16 protein-coding genes are annotated in these 16,964 nt (G+C 40.0%); 3 read left to right on the forward strand and 13 right to left on the reverse strand.

From position 1 onward, the window contains the following. Window positions 1-16: 16 nt before the first annotated feature. Together UWK_RS16780 and UWK_RS16785 are read right to left on the reverse strand one after the other, a co-directional pair. Window positions 17-955 (reverse strand): glycosyltransferase family 2 protein, encoded by a 939-nt coding sequence (locus UWK_RS16780; protein WP_041916466.1) that lies wholly within the window; start codon window positions 953-955, stop codon window positions 17-19. Beyond that, window positions 956-2,179 carry a hypothetical protein gene (locus UWK_RS16785; RefSeq protein ID WP_015405583.1) on the reverse strand — a complete coding sequence of 408 codons (1,224 nt, stop codon included), beginning with the start codon at window positions 2,177-2,179 and terminating at the stop codon, window positions 956-958. A 207-nt stretch (window positions 2,180-2,386) separates the two neighbouring features. On the opposite strand from UWK_RS16785, the gene UWK_RS16790 reads away from it, so the two are divergent. The 3 genes from UWK_RS16790 to UWK_RS16800 all read left to right on the forward strand — a co-directional run bounded on the left by UWK_RS16790 (window position 2,387) and on the right by UWK_RS16800 (window position 4,991). After that, window positions 2,387-3,118, forward strand: coding sequence for an SGNH/GDSL hydrolase family protein (locus tag UWK_RS16790; RefSeq protein ID WP_015405584.1), 732 nt, complete (start codon window positions 2,387-2,389; stop codon window positions 3,116-3,118). 109 nt (window positions 3,119-3,227) lie between these two features. Further along, the gene (locus tag UWK_RS20070; RefSeq protein ID WP_322740787.1) at window positions 3,228-3,575 is read left to right on the forward strand and encodes an acyltransferase; all 348 of its coding nucleotides are present in this window, start codon (window positions 3,228-3,230) and stop codon (window positions 3,573-3,575) included. Window positions 3,576-3,719: 144 nt separating this feature from the next. Further along, on the forward strand, window positions 3,720-4,991 hold the full coding sequence (locus UWK_RS16800; RefSeq protein ID WP_167320765.1) for a right-handed parallel beta-helix repeat-containing protein: 1,272 nt from the start codon (window positions 3,720-3,722) through the stop codon (window positions 4,989-4,991). A 74-nt stretch (window positions 4,992-5,065) separates the two neighbouring features. On the opposite strand, the gene UWK_RS18810 is transcribed toward UWK_RS16800, so the two are convergent. The 11 genes from UWK_RS18810 to galE all read right to left on the reverse strand — a co-directional run bounded on the left by UWK_RS18810 (window position 5,066) and on the right by galE (window position 16,723). Further along, complete coding sequence (locus tag UWK_RS18810; RefSeq protein ID WP_015405587.1) at window positions 5,066-5,974, reverse strand: glycosyltransferase family 2 protein; 909 nt, start codon at window positions 5,972-5,974, stop codon at window positions 5,066-5,068. A 147-nt stretch (window positions 5,975-6,121) separates the two neighbouring features. Continuing rightward, entirely contained in the window at window positions 6,122-7,648 is a 1,527-nt protein-coding gene (locus UWK_RS16810; RefSeq protein ID WP_041916468.1) for an oligosaccharide flippase family protein, read from the reverse strand. A gap of 100 nt (window positions 7,649-7,748) precedes the next feature. Beyond that, window positions 7,749-8,774: a polysaccharide pyruvyl transferase family protein gene (locus UWK_RS16815; protein WP_015405589.1), complete on the reverse strand. Its 1,026-nt coding sequence runs from the start codon at window positions 8,772-8,774 to the stop codon at window positions 7,749-7,751. 39 nt (window positions 8,775-8,813) lie between these two features. After that, window positions 8,814-9,623 (reverse strand): glycosyltransferase, encoded by an 810-nt coding sequence (locus UWK_RS16820; RefSeq protein ID WP_015405590.1) that lies wholly within the window; start codon window positions 9,621-9,623, stop codon window positions 8,814-8,816. A 61-nt stretch (window positions 9,624-9,684) separates the two neighbouring features. Continuing rightward, complete coding sequence (locus UWK_RS16825; RefSeq protein ID WP_015405591.1) at window positions 9,685-10,317, reverse strand: exosortase C-terminal domain/associated protein EpsI; 633 nt, start codon at window positions 10,315-10,317, stop codon at window positions 9,685-9,687. Then, complete coding sequence (locus UWK_RS16830; protein WP_015405592.1) at window positions 10,314-11,153, reverse strand: exosortase/archaeosortase family protein; 840 nt, start codon at window positions 11,151-11,153, stop codon at window positions 10,314-10,316. Before UWK_RS16830 ends, UWK_RS16825 begins: the two co-directional genes overlap by 4 nt. Then, window positions 11,153-12,565, reverse strand: a complete 1,413-nt coding sequence (locus UWK_RS16835) for a sugar transferase (protein ID WP_015405593.1) — start codon at window positions 12,563-12,565, stop codon at window positions 11,153-11,155. Before UWK_RS16835 ends, UWK_RS16830 begins: the two co-directional genes overlap by 1 nt. Before the next feature lie 101 nt (window positions 12,566-12,666). Continuing rightward, window positions 12,667-12,834 (reverse strand): nucleotidyltransferase domain-containing protein, encoded by a 168-nt coding sequence (locus tag UWK_RS19520; protein WP_015405594.1) that lies wholly within the window; start codon window positions 12,832-12,834, stop codon window positions 12,667-12,669. Next, window positions 12,815-14,122 carry a UDP-glucose dehydrogenase family protein gene (locus tag UWK_RS16840; RefSeq protein WP_015405595.1) on the reverse strand — a complete coding sequence of 436 codons (1,308 nt, stop codon included), beginning with the start codon at window positions 14,120-14,122 and terminating at the stop codon, window positions 12,815-12,817. Before UWK_RS16840 ends, UWK_RS19520 begins: the two co-directional genes overlap by 20 nt. Before the next feature lie 134 nt (window positions 14,123-14,256). Beyond that, window positions 14,257-15,768, reverse strand: a complete 1,512-nt coding sequence (locus UWK_RS16845; RefSeq protein WP_015405596.1) for an MBL fold/beta-CASP domain-containing RNA metallo-hydrolase — start codon at window positions 15,766-15,768, stop codon at window positions 14,257-14,259. Further along, entirely contained in the window at window positions 15,710-16,723 is a 1,014-nt protein-coding gene (gene galE / locus UWK_RS16850) for a UDP-glucose 4-epimerase GalE (protein ID WP_015405597.1), read from the reverse strand. Before galE ends, UWK_RS16845 begins: the two co-directional genes overlap by 59 nt. Window positions 16,724-16,964: the final 241 nt, after the last annotated feature.

The raw sequence follows: 16,964 nt of genomic DNA on the forward strand, positions 1-16,964 counted from the left end.
CTGCAGTAACCCTTCACTAAGAAAGCCACTCTTTGCGTCGCCTCCAAACTGCCCCCCACACTTCTTTTGACTCTTCTGATTTTTTCTTTCCTAGAAATGTCAACAACCCATGAATCAGATAGCGGGACAAAGGCCAGCCAGCAAGCATAGCCACCCCCAAAGGAACAGTCACTGGACTAAAATGTCGACGAATTAAAAGTCCCTTCGCTTTCACCAGTCGCACCAATTTATCTGAACGAATCGTCTCCGAAGCACCTCCATAGTGGACAATAGTAGCGTCTGAGGTAACCATAGGCCTTGCGCCCTTTCTTTTTGCACGTAAACACAAGTCGGCCTCCTCACCATACATAAAAAAGTCGGAGTTAAAGCCCCCCATTTCATTCCAGAAATCCCTTTTAATAAGCAGAAAACAACCAGAAACAATGTCTACTGTTCTGATACCTTCCCTATTCCACCCTCCAATCCCTTCAGGGTTAAATATGTTGGTTCTGCGAAACAACGAAGAGAGACCGACAACCTGGCTAAAAAGACTCCAAAGGGTTTGTCTTTGCCAACATGAAGATGGGTTAAGCGTTCCGTCAGCAAAACATGTTTTACCACCCCATATTTTTGCCTCTGAATGGTCTTTTGCAAAAGATAAGAGTTTTTCTATCGCCTGATCCAATACTAAAGTATCAGGATTCAGCAATAGCAGGTATTCTCCAGTGGCTACTTTAGCTGCTTCGTTATTGCCCCCTGCAAAACCAATATTTTCCTTATTAGTTATAAGATGAACCCGACCTTGAAAAGCGTTATGTATCTCTTCGGCAGAATTATCTGTTGAGTTGTTATCAAGTACAATAACCTCAAAAGGTAGATGTACAGAGTCCACTGCAAAAACAGAGTCCAAAGCCTTAAGTGTTAGCTCACACGTATTATAACTAATGACTAAAATGGAAAGCAGCATAGAAGACATTTACAGGTTAGAACTGGTTGAAAACCAACGTTCATCATATGCATACGCTGCAATGGCTATCGTCAAGTATAAAAGCATGGTAATTTGACCAAAATACGCAACAGATAAAAATGTAACACAATGCCCCATCATCATGACAGCCACTCCCCACCATAACCATTGATCCTCAATTTCAGTTTCAGATTTCGAATATGAAACCAATGTTGTGATGACTTTATAACACAAGATTATAAAGAGCAGCATTGTGAAAAAGCCCCCTCGAACTCCTTCCAACAAGTAATGATTGGTCACATCTGTGAATGTTGCCCACGTATGTGGCCAATATTTGGTATGCCACTGAGGCCCCACATCTCCATAACCGAATAACCACCAATTCGAAAACTCTTTGACAGCGGCATCTACCAACATATATCTATGATAACCGGTTGAGCTACCTTTGACCGATATTCGAACATAAAGAAAGTGCCATAATGGTGATTCTCTAACCACATGAATAAATATCGCAACAGACAACATAAATCGCGCCAAAAGCGAACTATATTGTTTCCATTTAAAAAACCAAAGGAAGCAAATTATTGCAGCAAGCGCAACTATCGGTCCACTTGAGGAAGAGGCATATACAAAAAACACACAACAAAAAATGGAAAACAGCCTGACTTTACTTCTAGATTTTTTATAATCAGCCCAAAGGATTGGTACCAATGCGGCAGCAAAAGAACCATACAGGATCGAATGACTGAATGTGGCAGCAGCCCTGATTTCACCGTCCCTAATAGAGATAGCATTCCGCCCCAAAACTGAGAACAAATTGTTTGCGGAATAAAACTCAAAAATAGTAAACGGTAGCAATACAATAACACAGACAGAAAATGTTCTTATTATTAACCGTATGCTATCCTTTGAATAAATAGAGTACCTAATAACCAAATAAATAATGATACTATCGACAAAGACCCCGCTCTTAAATATAAAAGCTCCGAACTTATCTTGACTAGCTAGCAAATACACAATCGTCCCCAATAAGTTGTAGTAAATAAAATATTTATCTATTGTATTCAACCGAATTCTAACATAATCACCACAGGCATATATTTTAAGCAAACCAACTAGAGCAATTACTCGGACAGCATAAAAATCAAGAGTCCCAATCTTAATGGATATATCTGCCGGTAAAAAACACATTGCAATAATCAGTGGAACAACCACATTTTCTTTTCTTACCATTACAATACTTATGCTGAGAAAAGAAAGAAGGGCTATAAATGCTGGGGTTGTATTATGCAAATTGAGTTAACCAGTCAGAGGAATGATTCATTAACGTAATCATGAAAAAGGTCCTTTTACTAGGGAACCTTAAAAAGGGATGTTAAAATCAATCAATACTACTACTTTCAGATTTCTCTAGTCTAAATAATAATATCTCATAATGTTATGATGAAAAACATTTTTTACTTATTCTTTGTTTTTGTAGTATTCTCAGGCATTGTAGCTACAACAACTATCTCATATTACAAACAAAAAAAAACAGACCGACTCTATAATTACAAATTAAAAGAAACTTGTCCCATTCACGTTTCAATTCAAAGTAACAATATAATATTATACGGAGATTCTCGTATCTTTGAGTGGGGGGAACCTGATTTTGGGGAAGGCTTTGTAGCCATCAATTATGGAGTTACAGGGGCAACTACAGAAGAAACTTTACATCTAATTGAAAATACCATTTTTGATGTCAGTCCAAAATGGTATATAGTCCAAGTGGGCATAAATGATCTTGTCGCTGCTAGTATGTTAGACACAAACAACCAACAAAGAGTTCAAACCAAGGCCTTACTCAACATAAAAAAAATCATAAAAAAACTTTCTTCAAGTGGTAGCCATGTAATAGTTTTAACCGTCGTTCCACCAATTTCACCTAGTTTTTTCAAGCGACTAATATGGGGAAAGGGAATAGAAAATGCTAGCCATCAATTATCGCTCAGCTTATTGAGCGAATCTTCTAAGAACATTACTGTTATTGATATGAGGAGGATTTTCCTCCAACCCGGCACTAGATCATGGAATACAGCATACTCCAAAGATGCTTTGCATTGGAATAATAAAGCTTACGAAGCACTGACTTTTGAGGTCAATAAACTTATTTCAAAAACCACTCAACCATAATTACTTGTAGGTTCTCATGCTAAATAATAAATATCTCCAAATGATTTTGGTACAAATCAGACACCTACTCCTTTCGTTACGGAACATTTACCTCAGAAAAGTATGTGGCATGACTATTGGTAAAGATGTCCGGATTTCTTTAAAAGCAAATTTGGACAAGCGTAACCCGAAAGGAGTAATCATAGGGGATGGAACATACCTCGCGTTTGGAGCAACTATTCTCTGTCACGATATGGCGAGAAATATTAGAGGCGATGTGAGAATAGGAAAAAACTGTTTTATTGGTGCTCAATGTATAATCTTACCTGGCGTTACTATCGGTGATGAAGTTGTTATAGCAGCTGGTGCGGTGGTCACTAGGGACGTATTGAACAACACCATCGTTGCTGGCAATCCTGCAAAACCCATCCGACAAGGTATAAAAACCATTAAATGGGGAAGAATAGTAACCACATGACGTCAATCACTATCAAAACATGAAATATTTAATATGATTAACTTTAGGCTATACGCTATACAATACCTGACAGCGATCCTAGTGCTATTTTGTTCAGTTGACTCAAGAGCAACAGACTTTTACATAGATCCTGAGAAGGGTACAGTGGAAGGAGATGGTACAAAAACAAGCCCCTGGTTAACCCTAGAAGAAGTCTGGAATTCAGGGAAAATACAAACACAAGCATGGATCCCTCCATACAAATCATCAACCAAAGCCCTCACTCCTAAAAACATTGGGGCCCCCATACAACCTGGTGACACGATACACCTTTTATCCGGACATCACGGTAAGTTAATTATAATAGGCGCTATCAATAACGATTGGATTACGGTTAAAGCTGCGGATGGAGCAAAACCAACTTTTGGTAGAATAATGCTTCGCTCATCTTCCAAATGGGTATTTGATGGGATCTCAATCAGTCCTAGCCACGTTGCCCCGTACAAAAAAAACATCTTATTCTTAGTAGAAGATCATAGTTGGAGTGGCCCATCATCTTTCATCACTATTAGAAATAGTACATTGTTTGGCATGGCAAACATATCTGGATGGAATGCACAAAACTGGATAGCCTTTGCACCTGACGCAATACATACCGAAGCCGAAAACACCATTATAGAAAATATGAATATTTTTAATGTACATAATGGAGTTACTATAGAAAAAGCTGATTATACAGAAATAAAGAATTCTACTATAAATCATATATCAGGCGATGGCATACAAAACAATCAATCCAGTTATGTAAAGATTGAATACAACACTATTAAAAACATTTACACCGTTGACAAAACTCACAAAGACATGATTCAGGCGTGGACTTTCGACGCCCCTATCACAGGGATGGAAATCAGAGGAAATACCCTAGTCATGGCAGAAAATGATAAAAACCCTTTAACCTTAAAAGTCCAAGGAATTGGCATGTTTGATGGGTGGTATGACAATACCCTTGTAGAAAACAATCTGATAGTAACAAACACAGACCATGGCATTTCTTTTTACGGAGCTAAAAATTGTCGTATCATTAATAACACCGTTACATCTGTTCTCAATTCGTCAGTTGGCCCTACAGGTGCCCCCATAAGAATATATCCCCACAAAAATGGTACTCCTGGATTTGACAATATAATACGCAACAATCTTGCAACCTATATCAGTACGACAAATAGGGGCGTGGATGGTGGTGTACTAGTGGATCATAATATAAAGGTCATCAATTCAGATCATTTCATTAATGCTGAAGCTTTCGATTTCAGACTAAAAAAAACCTCACCTGCTATCGATACAGGCTCCATCATTTTTAGTCCAGAAATTGATATTTTAAAAAATCCTAGAACAAATATCCCTGATATCGGAGCATATGAATACATCAAGTAAAAAATCATGCTACTTACACAAGCAACAGGAAACACAAACAAAAAAATCCGTTAAGCCTGAGAAAATACTATATTTTAAATAACAATTGCTTCACAATTAGGTCTTGGATAAAAAGGAGAACGACGTGAAATAGCTTTAATTACTCTAACCACAAATGATAAATACTTATTACCACAACATATAAATAGGAATTTATAATATTTAATCTGTTTATCAAGTAGTTCTGGTTTTGGTACACCAGCCATATCTAGAAATGTTTTTAGATTTTCTAATATTTTTATTATTTGTTTTGTTTCCTTTGAGGTATTGCTATTTGAAGAAAGGCTATCTTTTGTGTCTGTTTGATAAATAACAAATGGAGTCGTTTCATATCCAACATTACATAAAAAAGAAAGCTTCAATGCTATATCATAGTCTTCTAATATTTTTAATCTTTCATCGTAACCTCCAGCCTTATTAAAAATATTTTTCTTAATGATAGCACCCTGATTAAACATAATAAATCTTGTTAATAGGATTGAAGACATATTCCAACATAGTCCTTGAGGTGGTTTAGGAGTGAAACACGCATTTTGAAAACTATTCGTGTTTTTCCCAACTTGAGGATAAAAACCCATGTTACAAATCACACAACCCAGTTCTGTTTTAGATTTATGAATGATCATTATTTGCCTGTGGAGTTTTTCAGGTAACCAGCAATCATCTGAATCAAGAAATGCTATCCACTCACCTTTGGCAATTTTTACCCCTGCGTTTCTAGCAGCACTAGCCCCTTTGTTTTCCTGATAAAGATAAATTATTTTTGACATATAAGGCCGTAACACCTCCTTAGTCCTGTCTATTGAACCGTCATCAATAACAATGATTTCGAAGTTGCTGTATGTTTGAGATAAAACACTTTCAATGGATCTTACAATAGAATGAGCACGATTATACGTTGGGATTATTACCGATACACGGTTGTCAGTATTTACCTCTATCATATTTTTTCCTATATCTCACGGCATTAAAGGTAGCCATACATTTGATATAATTATATGACCACCTGAACTATGACCACATATCATTAGCACGATCTAAAGAAGCCATGAACTTGAATGAAATATATTGGAGAATAGAACAGATACATCCTATTTATCTGGTCCTGAACTTTTACTTGACGTAATTGTTAAGAAAACGATATTCCTTGTTAGAGGTAACATCAGATACATTACAACCGTTAAGGTACAACTTCCACTTACAGCTATCAACAGGTTAACGACATGGCCATAAGCTTGAAATAGAGTAATGCTTATCAGTGCAATAGATGCCGCAACCACGGCTCCATAAATTCCAGGAGTTACTACCTTCAAGCCATCCATCAACAGTACAGGTCCTTTCCGGAGGACCGCCCACGAAATCAGGGGGCTTCGCAAAAGTATCCCTGACACCCCATACGCCATCGCCAAACTCTCCGCTCCATGAGGGGCGGAGAGGAAAAAGAGCAAAACCAGCAATATAGTGTTAATTAACATATTTCGGAAATGCTCATACGCTCGTCCCTGTGATACCATTAGCCATGATAAAGAAATAGTGAAAGGCTGAACAATGCCGGCAATCCCAAGCCATCTGAATAAAACAGGGACCTGCCCCCACCCCGGTCCAAGGACTACTTGGCATAACGGTTCAGCAATTACGACCAATATGGCTATCCCTGGAGTTGTAAGCATCAGCAGCCTAGTTGTAATTTGGACATAGGCATTTTTGTATCTTTCTGGTTCACCAGCCAGACGACTCAACACAGGTATAGCAACACTTCCAACTGGTGTAACTAACTGACTCAAAGGCATCAAAAGCAATGCAAATGCTCTGTTATATTCACCCAACACAGCATTCCCATTAAAAAACCCAACAAGGAGATTGTCTGCATTGCGGCCCACGCTTGCGAAAAAGGCACCTGCTGAAAAGTAACTTCCATCCTTAACAATACCTTTAACTTTATTGGATGGATTCGGTGATGATGGAAAAACTGGACAGAGAAAAAAAGTCAGTAATAGCGTGGATCCTACTTTTGTTAGTTGTAAAATAACAAGAGACCAATAGCTTAGGCCAGAAATTGCGGCATAAGCTGCCACGGACACAGCAAAAGCAAAAGATACTGTTTTTATTAAAGCGACTCTCCCCATTAACAAACGACGTTTTAGTAATGCCGTGTTTATAATAGGTAAGTTAGAAAGGAATATTACACCGGCAAATGAAAGAGTAATATTTGTAATTCTAGAATCCTTGTAAATCCACCCCAGGACTGGGGCGAGCAACACTACAAAAACACACAAAAAACCGGCCAGCGTGAGATTAAACCAAAAGGCCTTATCGAACTGCTCACGACTTACAGTAGGTAGCCGAACGATTACATCTGCAACCCCAGCCTCTTGTATAGACAAGACTATTGCCACTGCTGCGGTTACAACAGCCACAACACCAAAGTCATCAGGTACCAACAAGCGAGATAGTAATGAAATAGAGGCAATATAGAGGATAAAAATCACAGCTTCAGCAACAACTGTTACAATACCTCCTCGAAACGTGCTACTCCGGAGATTTGAATTTTTTTCACTATTTCCAGCCAACAAGTCGAAGTCGGGCTTTATTTGTCCATTCTTTTTTTTATAACTCAACGTGCTCTCTCTAGGCATAAAGACTATAATTCAACAATACATTGAAAATCACACACATGACAACGATATTTCCGCAACCTCAACGAAGGGAACAATGCTCTTAAGAATGTAATAGTCGATCGACAACTTCAAGAACGGACTTTAAATCTCGTGCCCCAATGGCCTCAGGACCTTTTGTCTGCCAAGTATCGGCAAAATTGGTTATTTTCTGATAAGAATTGTCAAAAAAAACATGAGGCTTCCCCAACAAAACACAAAGAATATGCACATGCAGTCTATCGGTCACAATGACCCTTGCTGTTGAAAGCAGCCTCACTCCAATGGAATATCTAGACCAAAGTAGCATAGACCACGCCATATATTGAACTTTCTGCGTATTTGTCCTCCAAATTATAGGAGGCGGAACTATAGAAGCCAGATGCTCCAACGGGGTAAGTGATATTGGCAGATCTTTAACATCGGCCCAATCACCTTTTAAAACCTTCCAGTTTGAAATGTGTTTCTCTAATTGCTGAAAGAGTCCTCCATACTGCGACTCACTGTCCTGTCGAGAAAGTAATAAAATATCGCATTGAGAAGCTGAAGAGACCTTTGGAGTAAGCGCAAAAGCTGAATCAGGAACCAACTCGATAGAGGCAACACCACTATCAACTAAAATCTGTTGGCTTTGAATGTCACGTACCATCAAATGAAAGTCACCATGTTGGGCCAGAATTTCCATGGACTTTGCCATGGTAATGGAACTGTCAAAGTTAACAGATTGAGGAAGTTGATAAATTGTTGAATTAGGACAATTCTTTGCTATCCTTTCACGTAAACGTTGATGGGTCGGCCATATTGTCCCAAAATTCCCACCACCATGAATAAGGACGACGCCCCGTTCCTTGTCTATTAGCCTTAAAACCTTATCAGGAGGAACTGCTCCGATGTACTTATAATTTGGAGAATACTTTTTTAGCAGTTTAAATTGTCCAAGCGCAATCAGGCTATCTCCAATATTCAAATGGTTGGGTAAATCGACAAGAATTACAGAACGATCTGCTAGCCTGAGACATGAGTAGGTATCAACAAGTTTATCTCGTAACCTTTCTCTACTACTTGTTGTTGCTGAGTTTTTTGTACTCATTTCTTATACTGAAACATGTCAAAGGTTACATATGTTCTTCTAGATTAACTTCGAGAAACCCTTCGAAGGTAATGTTTTACAACTTTTCTCTACATCATCTAGTATTTTATAAGCTATACTTTTCAAATCATCCGGTTTCTCTGGATGCCACAAATGATATACTGTACCTTTCCGCGGCAGAAAGCCACACGATATACCACTATTGTTTAAACGCGCCATAAAATCCCAATCTTCAACACCATAGCCTTCAAAACTGCTGTCAAAACCATCAATAGTGAAAAAATCTGTTTTATAAGTAGCTATACAAAAGCCAGCCATACCCCGGAAATTTTGTGGAACACCTCCCGGTTGCCGATTACGCAGAGGAAAAAGATAACGCCATCCCGGAAGACGCTTTTGCATTGCCTGAAAGGCAAAAAAAAACCCTTGCAAGCTACTGCAAGTACATTTTCCTGACAAAAGTTCCGAAGAAATTCTTTCATCTAGCTTAACACGCCGCCCTCCGATAAACCAACCAGGGATCATATGTTTTCGAAGTGTCTTAAAAAAATCATTAGGCAACAAAATGTCATGATCTATAAACAGTAGTATTTCACCGTTTGCAAAGGAAACAGCATTGTTTCGAGATCTAGCCAGCCGGAACCCTTTATCTTCTTGCCACGCGCGAACTATACGAAACGGAGCAACTTCCTCCCACTTCTTTAAACGTTCCAAGGATTCAGGATTACTCGAACCATCATCAGCAAAAATTATCTCTACAAAAGGATCATTATTGTCAATAATACTTTGCACACAACAATCAAGTTGTTTCCCACAATTATATGTAGCCAAAATAACTGATATTTTCACACTATCCACTCTGTTTGCCAAAACAATTATTCTGTTGCACCACCAAAAGTGTTAACAACATTCACCCTTCGTCAACAAACCGGATAAATTGAGGATAAAATTTCTTTATAAAATCCATCGCATCCTGTTTCGCCTGATTGGTATTATCAGAACCCAATGGCACTGAAACCCGAACAAAAGCGTGCTGTTCCCCACGATCAGTAAGTTTATTATAGGCAACATTCGTTTTATTTTTAAATGCCTTCGTATTTGTATCATGATGGGCCTGAAACCAATACAAAACAAGTTCCTTTTGACCACCTAACGAGGTTATGATCTCATTGTAGTGAATAACGAATGGATCAATGTTGACACTTAAATTAGGCACTTGTTTTTCAATCACCCACCCCTGACTCGGGTAACAAATAAGCGGCGAGTGTGCAGCTGAGGCCTTATCGGCTGTATAATAATACCCGATATAAAGTGTTATTTTCCCATTTGGCCCCTGATAATCCGTAAACAAATAGTCATCCAACTGCAACAAACTGAGTACATTTTCTTCCATATCAACATGTCGAAGGGTCTTATATCCTTCAATGTGCTCAAAATATTGTTTTATTGGTGGTTTGCTGACATTTTCCGTAGCACTTCTGCTGTATATAAATACGCAGGTTACAGAGAATAACACACTCAATATCAATAATTTTCTGTTCATTTTTTTTCCCAAAGCTCCAGTACCTTATGGATAAACAATAACATAATGAGGGCAATGGCAAAAACCAGTAAGCCAGTTAAGGTATGGAGAAACCCTTCAGAAAGATCCAGCTGGAAGAAATAATAGAGGAGAATCATCGAGCTTACCCGAATGACATTCACAATAATTGCAATCGGTATACTGGTAAGGAGCAGAACAACTTTGGATACGTTCTTTTTCAGCATGAAATACCCCATAATCAAACTCAACGTCAGAAGAGTAATTATGGATCGCATTCCGCTGCATGCTTCTACAACTTCAAAGCTTTTCCCCGGTGCGTTCATGACATTTCCTTCGCGCAGAATGGGAACACCAAAGAGTTCAACCAGGATCTCACTCAACTGTGAGACTTTCAGTTGCAAAGGAAAGGTGAGCTTAATATAGAGCTGGTCCGGGACCGGGATAAGAACCAAAAGAAGCACTAAAGGCATAAAAAGTGTCTTTATTGATTGAATACCGAGAAGATAAATTAGAACGCCAATAATCGTGAAATAGAACGACAGAGAAATAAAGGTAGGTACTTGAGTCAGTAAAGCAAAAAGGTACCCAATGGTTGACAGAATAACAAGAAACAGACCAAGCATTGAATAGTGTGGCTTGTCCTCAAGCAGGGTCGCTCTTTTACCCCACACCATATATAAAAGAATAGGAAGAGTTAAAAATGCATGGCTATACTCTTCAGAATTCGCCCACTTTCCAACAAGGATCTGAAAGACCGGAAAATAAGCGGCAACAAAAAATACAAATGCCAGCAAACCCGAAAATAGTACCCTGGTATTAAAGTGTTCAGGTCGCATCAGGCAGCCCCTTTCGTTTTCAAAACAGCAACAGGTGTTTTCAGTAGTATCTTAAAATCCAGCCATAAAGACCAGTTTTCAATATATTCAAGATCAAGCTCAAGCCATTTATGGAAAGGCAGGTCACTTCGTCCTGAAATCTGCCAGATACAGGTAAGCCCAGGTTTTACACTGAAGCGCCTGCGTTGAATCCCTTTGTCGAACAAATCCACATCTCTGATGGACATGGGTCTGGGGCCAACCAGACTCATGTCTCCACGTAACACATTGAATAACTGAGGGAGTTCATCGATACTGGTTTTCCGTATAAAATGCCCTACCCTGGTGATACGGGGATCATTTTTCATTTTAAAAATTGGACCATCTGCTTCATTCAGGTGTTCTATTTCCTTTAGTTTTTCTTCAGCATCCACATACATTGAACGGAGTTTGAACATAGGAAAATATCGTTTTTTCAACCCTACACGTTGCTGGACAAAAAACATCGGTCCAGGCGAATCAATTTTTATAGCGATGCCAGCAACAGCCAGTATTGGCAGAACTACGGGCATTGCAAGCAGGGTAACTGAAAAATCAAAGACGCGTTTAAAGAGTAACTGTAAACTATCCTGGGCAACGGGCTCCAAGGTCAATAACGGTATTTGCCCCATCATGGTTAAAGACACTTTTGCCACATGGACATTAAACACATCGGCCATAAACCGTAACTTGATGCCTTCTTCCTCGCAGGCAAGGACAATTGGTTCTGCATCTTCCAGCATTGATCGTGGGATAGCAATTATCACCTCATCAATTACATGCTTTCTCAGACAGTCATCAATATTATCCAAAGATCCAATAACTTCCGCCCCATGTATGAATTGCCCAACACGTGTTGGATCTGGATCAAGGTAACCAACTATCTTAATCCCCCAGTCAGCTTGATGTTCAAGTACTTGGATTAAATCTTTTGCTCTTTCACCAGTGCCTATAATCAAAACCTTTAACGAATTTGCCCCGCTTGCAAGGGATATCAAAAAATATCTTCTGACAAATATACGGAGGACAACAAGGGAAAGAAACTCGACACCGGCAAAGGTTAAAATTACAATCCGGCTGATATATTGAACATTAAAGAAGAAGAGGAGTGTCAGAAGAATACCTATTGCAAGCGATACTCCCCGGAATACTGACCATGCATACTTAGTATTGCTTGTATACTTGGGAAGGTCATAGGCACCGAAATATGACAAAAACGAAACAACTAATACCAGTAAAAGCGGTAAGAGAAAGAGATGGGTGGACAGATTGATATCTGCATTCGGGTGCAGAAAATTCCTGATCTGAAACGAGAGTAAAAAAACCACAACGGATATAAGAACATCCATAAAAAAGACTGTTCTATCAAGTTCCATTGAACGATCATCATACATTGCCTATACGCTCCCTGCCTTACAGATCATTTCAAGCACTATCCCTTAATATCTCAACAATATAGTCTTAAAAGTCTTTTTCCTGAAGTGGAAGACGCTCTTCAATTCTTGTCAAACAGCGTAGGATTGAATCTATTTTTTTCACTACGTTTTGTGTTCGTACCTGTTGCGTAGGAACCAAACAAAATTGCCTGTTGAATATCAGGATCATTTTCCAGAAATTTTTTGATCCGTTCAAGCGATCTGCTGCTATTTTCTACCGAGTCCATAATAGGTAAATCCGGCGTCTGTTATTTGTTTAGGGGAGTAGACATTGCGTAAATCAACAAAGATTGAACCTTTCATTTTTGCCTTTAAATCAGCAAGATCAAGAGCACGATACTGATTCCATTCAGTGAACAGGACAACCACGTCCGCACCGTCACAGGCCTCGTAAGCGTTTTCAACGTAGATAAAATTGGGATACAGTTTCTTCGCTTCTTTCATAGCCTGTGGGTCATGGGCACGTATTATGGCACCCTTTTCGGCAAGTGGTGGCAGTATGGAGAGTGGCGGTGATTCACGTAAATCATCGGTTTCAGGCTTAAAGGCGAGTCCCAGTGCGGCAATGGTTTTTCCCGCTTCATTGCCACCCAGTGCGTCTCGGATTTTTTTGACCATTCTGGCCTTTTGGGCAGAGTTAATTTCAACGGCGGCTTCAACAGAACGTGCAGTCACTCCGTGTTCCTGAGCAATTCTCAGCAATGCCAGGGTATCCTTTGGAAAACAGGATCCACCATATCCTGGCCCCGGATGAAGAAATTTACTGCCTATTCTTCCATCAAGTCCTACACCTTTTGCCAGATCTACGACATCGGCATCGACTTCTTCACAAAGAGTGGCCATTTCATTAATAAAAGAAATTTTCATGGCCAGAAATGCATTGGCTGCGTATTTGATAAGTTCCGCGGATTCAAGTCCTGTAAAAACAAATGGTGTGGAAAGGAGAAAAAGTGGATTATACACTTCTCTCATTATTTCACGGGCTTTTGCAGAATCTGTTCCAACAACTACCCTGTCAGGTCTCATAAAATCATTGATTGCCGCACCTTCACGCAAAAATTCCGGATTCGAAGCCACATCAAAATCAGCCTCCGGATTTTCCTCGCGAATGATGCGCTGCACCTGCCTCGCTGTCCCAACCGGCACGGTACTCTTATCAACAACCACCGTATAGTCTGTCAGATGCTTTGCAATATCCTTTGCAGCCGCATAAATATAAGTCAAATCAGCATAGCCATCCCCTCTTCTTGAGGATGGGGTACCAACAGCTACAAAGACAGCCTGTGCTGAAGGCACACAGTCGGCCATATCTGAAGAAAAGCGTAATCTCTTATCCTTAACATTTTTAGCGACAAGAACATCCAGACCCGGTTCATAGATTGGGATCTCACCATTTTTGAGCCGTTCAATTTTACCAAGATCCAAATCCATGCAGGTTACACGGTGACCAAATTCAGCAAGACATGCACCCGTTACCAGGCCAACATAGCCTGTTCCAATCATTGTAATATTCATATAAAATCGGCTTCCTGTTTAAAAAATCGGTTTTGAGTTTGAAGTTTTCGATTTGCGAAAAAAAAATAATCTCATTGCTTCCCGCAGCATATCATACTGATAATATGAAAACAAAGCGATTATACACCCTTTGCTTACTGAATAACAGTATATCCTTGTGCTGACAATTTGCCAGTCAATTCACTTTGTGCTGCTTTTTCTCCGTGGACAAGCCTGATTGCACCGGGTTTAGCAGGCATAGCGGCCACCCAGTCGAGAAGTCCCTGTTGATCGGCATGGGCAGAATAGCCAGTAAGTTTGTGAACCTTAGCCTTGACGGTTACTTTCTGTTGTTTCAGACGAACGTAGCCATGGTTATCTGCATACTGGAGGATGTCACGACCTGGGGTCCCTCTACCCTGGTATCCGATAAAAAGAATATCATTTTCTTTTTCAGCAAGCCCTGTGAGAAGATGGTCAACTATACGGCCTCCTGTGCACATTCCGCTTCCAGCAATAATAACAGCTGGACCGGGGTAATCCATAATCTGCTGATGTTCCCTAAAGTGTTTTACACTGAACAGGTTTTTGAAATCAAAGGGATGGTCATGGTCTGTCAGTAAAGACTTTGCCTCTTCGTCCCAAAACTCTGAGAGTTCATTGTAGGTTTCAGTGATCTCTAGCGCCAGTGGAGAATCCACAAAAAACGGAACCGGTGCTTTTCCCTGCCCCTTTTTATGGAGCTCTGGAAAATGCTTATTCCATTTTTTGTCGCTGAAAAGTCTATCCAGATCATAGAGTAGTTCCTGGGTACGTCCCAAAGCAAAGGCAGGAATAAAGACCTTCCCCTTATCGGCAAGGCTTTTTACCAGGATAGTCCCCAGATGCTCCAGGCGCTGACTACGATTTTCATGGAGTCGATCTCCATAGGTGGATTCCAAGATAAGCAGATCGCAGCCAGGTGGGGGATCCGGGTCTGGCAAAAGTGGCGTATTATAATTTCCAAGATCACCTGAAAAAACCACCGACCAGATACTGTCCTGTGGCATGGAAATCTGTATGTATATAAAACTTGAACCAAGAATATGTCCGGCCTGGCCCAGGGTGAATTGAATTCCTTTTTTCAGGTTGAAACTTTGACCATATTCAAAACCCCACGACAAATCCTCAATGCTTGTTAACAATCTTGTTTTCTGGGCCGTGCTGTATTCTGTAAACGAGAGTGCATCTCTAAGCAGAGGCAATAGCAGAGCTTTTGTTGCATGAGTACAGATAATCTCTCCCCGGAAGCCGGCTGTTATCAACTCTGGTAAACGACCAATATGATCAATATGGGCGTGAGTAAGAAAAAGATAATCTATATCGCTGGGATGGATTGGCCATTCCGTTAACGATTTAACATTGTCGTAGCCCTGAGCTGTACCGCAATCCACAAGAATTTTCACATCATCGGCTACAAGTAAATGACATGAACCTGTTACACTATCTTTTCCGCCCAGATGAATGAGGACCGGTTTTAGGTTTGCGGTTTGTGGTGTGCGGGAAGACATGAGGGGGCCGGTTTGCGGGAGAGTGATAGTATCGGAACTCTTTACAAGGTACCTGAAATCAGGAAAAACCATTAGGATTTTGTGACTGCCAGCGCCATGTATCTTCACACATTTCATCCAGGCCCCTGATGGCCATCCAGCCCAATTCCTTTGCAGCAAGCCCCGGATCAGCAAAACATCTGGCGATATCTCCTGCCCTGCGCTTTACTATTTTATAGGCAATATCTACTCCCGATGCACGTTCAAAGGCCTTAACCATATCAAGAACGGAATAACCATGGCCCGTTCCAAGATTATAGATCACCACACCAGGTTGAGTTTTTAATTTTTCAAGGGCACTTAAATGGCCAAGGGCCAGATCAACCACATGGATATAATCTCTCACACCTGTACCATCCGGTGTTGGGTAATCATCTCCAAAAACTGATAGTTCCTGCAGTTTTCCAACTGCTACCTGAGCGATATAGGGCATCAGGTTATTTGGTATCCCATTTGGATCCTCTCCTATCATGCCGCTCTCGTGGGCGCCAATAGGATTAAAATATCGGAGCAGTGCCACATTCCACCCTTGATCCGCCCTATGCAAATCCCTGAGAATATTTTCGGCTATGAGCTTGGTGCACCCGTAGGGATTAGTGCAGGAGAGTGGGAAGTCCTCTGTAATAGGAACAGTAGCAGGATCACCATAGACAGTAGCGGAAGAACTGAAAACAATATTTTTAACATTGTGCTCAGCCATGACACGAGTAAGATTGAGCGTACCAACAATATTATTTTCATAATAGCGTTGCGGTTGCTCTACTGATTCGCCAACAGCCTTGAGCCCTGCAAAATGGATTACCGATTCAATATCAGGACAGGAGGCAAATACATTTTTTACAGCGTTTAGATCCAACAGATCTGCTTCAAAGAACTGTACTTTTTTCCCGGTTAACTCTTCAACTCTTCTCAGTCCTATTAAATTGGAGTTAGACAAATTATCAAGGACAACAACCTGATTTCCTGACTTTAACAGTTCAAGACAGGTATGACTTCCGATATATCCTGATCCACCGGTTACAAGAACATTCATTGATCAGCATTCCTTAAATTTCTGAGACTTTGTTTAGATACAAAAATGTGTTTTCACGGACACATAATAGTAAAAACAATTATATACACAACTTATTCTATACATAATTGAAGAGCAATACATTTCTGGTGAGTTAAAAAGACGAATACTTTCAACGGCCCCCCCCCACAACCACTTCAAAAAACGAAGTCAAATTATACCATGGTAAATCTTCAGTAGAAGTGATAAAATTCACAAATCA

It is taken from the genome of Desulfocapsa sulfexigens DSM 10523 (genome assembly GCF_000341395.1).
In the GTDB taxonomy this organism is placed as follows: domain Bacteria; phylum Desulfobacterota; class Desulfobulbia; order Desulfobulbales; family Desulfocapsaceae; genus Desulfocapsa; species Desulfocapsa sulfexigens.

What these genes read in the sequence shown, in the direction of transcription:
- UWK_RS16780 (WP_041916466.1), bottom strand. Translation starts at nt 955, where the DNA reads ATGTCTTCTATGCTGCTTTCCATTTTAGTCATTAGTTATAATACGTGT.
- UWK_RS16785 (WP_015405583.1), bottom strand. Translation starts at nt 2,179, where the DNA reads ATGGTAAGAAAAGAAAATGTGGTTGTTCCACTGATTATTGCAATGTGT.
- UWK_RS16790 (WP_015405584.1), top strand. Translation starts at nt 2,387, where the DNA reads ATGATGAAAAACATTTTTTACTTATTCTTTGTTTTTGTAGTATTCTCA.
- UWK_RS20070 (WP_322740787.1), top strand. Translation starts at nt 3,228, where the DNA reads ATGACTATTGGTAAAGATGTCCGGATTTCTTTAAAAGCAAATTTGGAC.
- UWK_RS18810 (WP_015405587.1), bottom strand. Translation starts at nt 5,974, where the DNA reads ATGATAGAGGTAAATACTGACAACCGTGTATCGGTAATAATCCCAACG.
- UWK_RS16815 (WP_015405589.1), bottom strand. Translation starts at nt 8,774, where the DNA reads ATGAGTACAAAAAACTCAGCAACAACAAGTAGTAGAGAAAGGTTACGA.
- UWK_RS16825 (WP_015405591.1), bottom strand. Translation starts at nt 10,317, where the DNA reads ATGAACAGAAAATTATTGATATTGAGTGTGTTATTCTCTGTAACCTGC.
- UWK_RS16830 (WP_015405592.1), bottom strand. Translation starts at nt 11,153, where the DNA reads ATGCGACCTGAACACTTTAATACCAGGGTACTATTTTCGGGTTTGCTG.
- UWK_RS16835 (WP_015405593.1), bottom strand. Translation starts at nt 12,565, where the DNA reads ATGTATGATGATCGTTCAATGGAACTTGATAGAACAGTCTTTTTTATG.
- UWK_RS19520 (WP_015405594.1), bottom strand. Translation starts at nt 12,834, where the DNA reads ATGGACTCGGTAGAAAATAGCAGCAGATCGCTTGAACGGATCAAAAAA.
- UWK_RS16840 (WP_015405595.1), bottom strand. Translation starts at nt 14,122, where the DNA reads ATGAATATTACAATGATTGGAACAGGCTATGTTGGCCTGGTAACGGGT.
- UWK_RS16845 (WP_015405596.1), bottom strand. Translation starts at nt 15,768, where the DNA reads ATGAAATGTGTGAAGATACATGGCGCTGGCAGTCACAAAATCCTAATG.
- galE (WP_015405597.1), bottom strand. Translation starts at nt 16,723, where the DNA reads ATGAATGTTCTTGTAACCGGTGGATCAGGATATATCGGAAGTCATACC.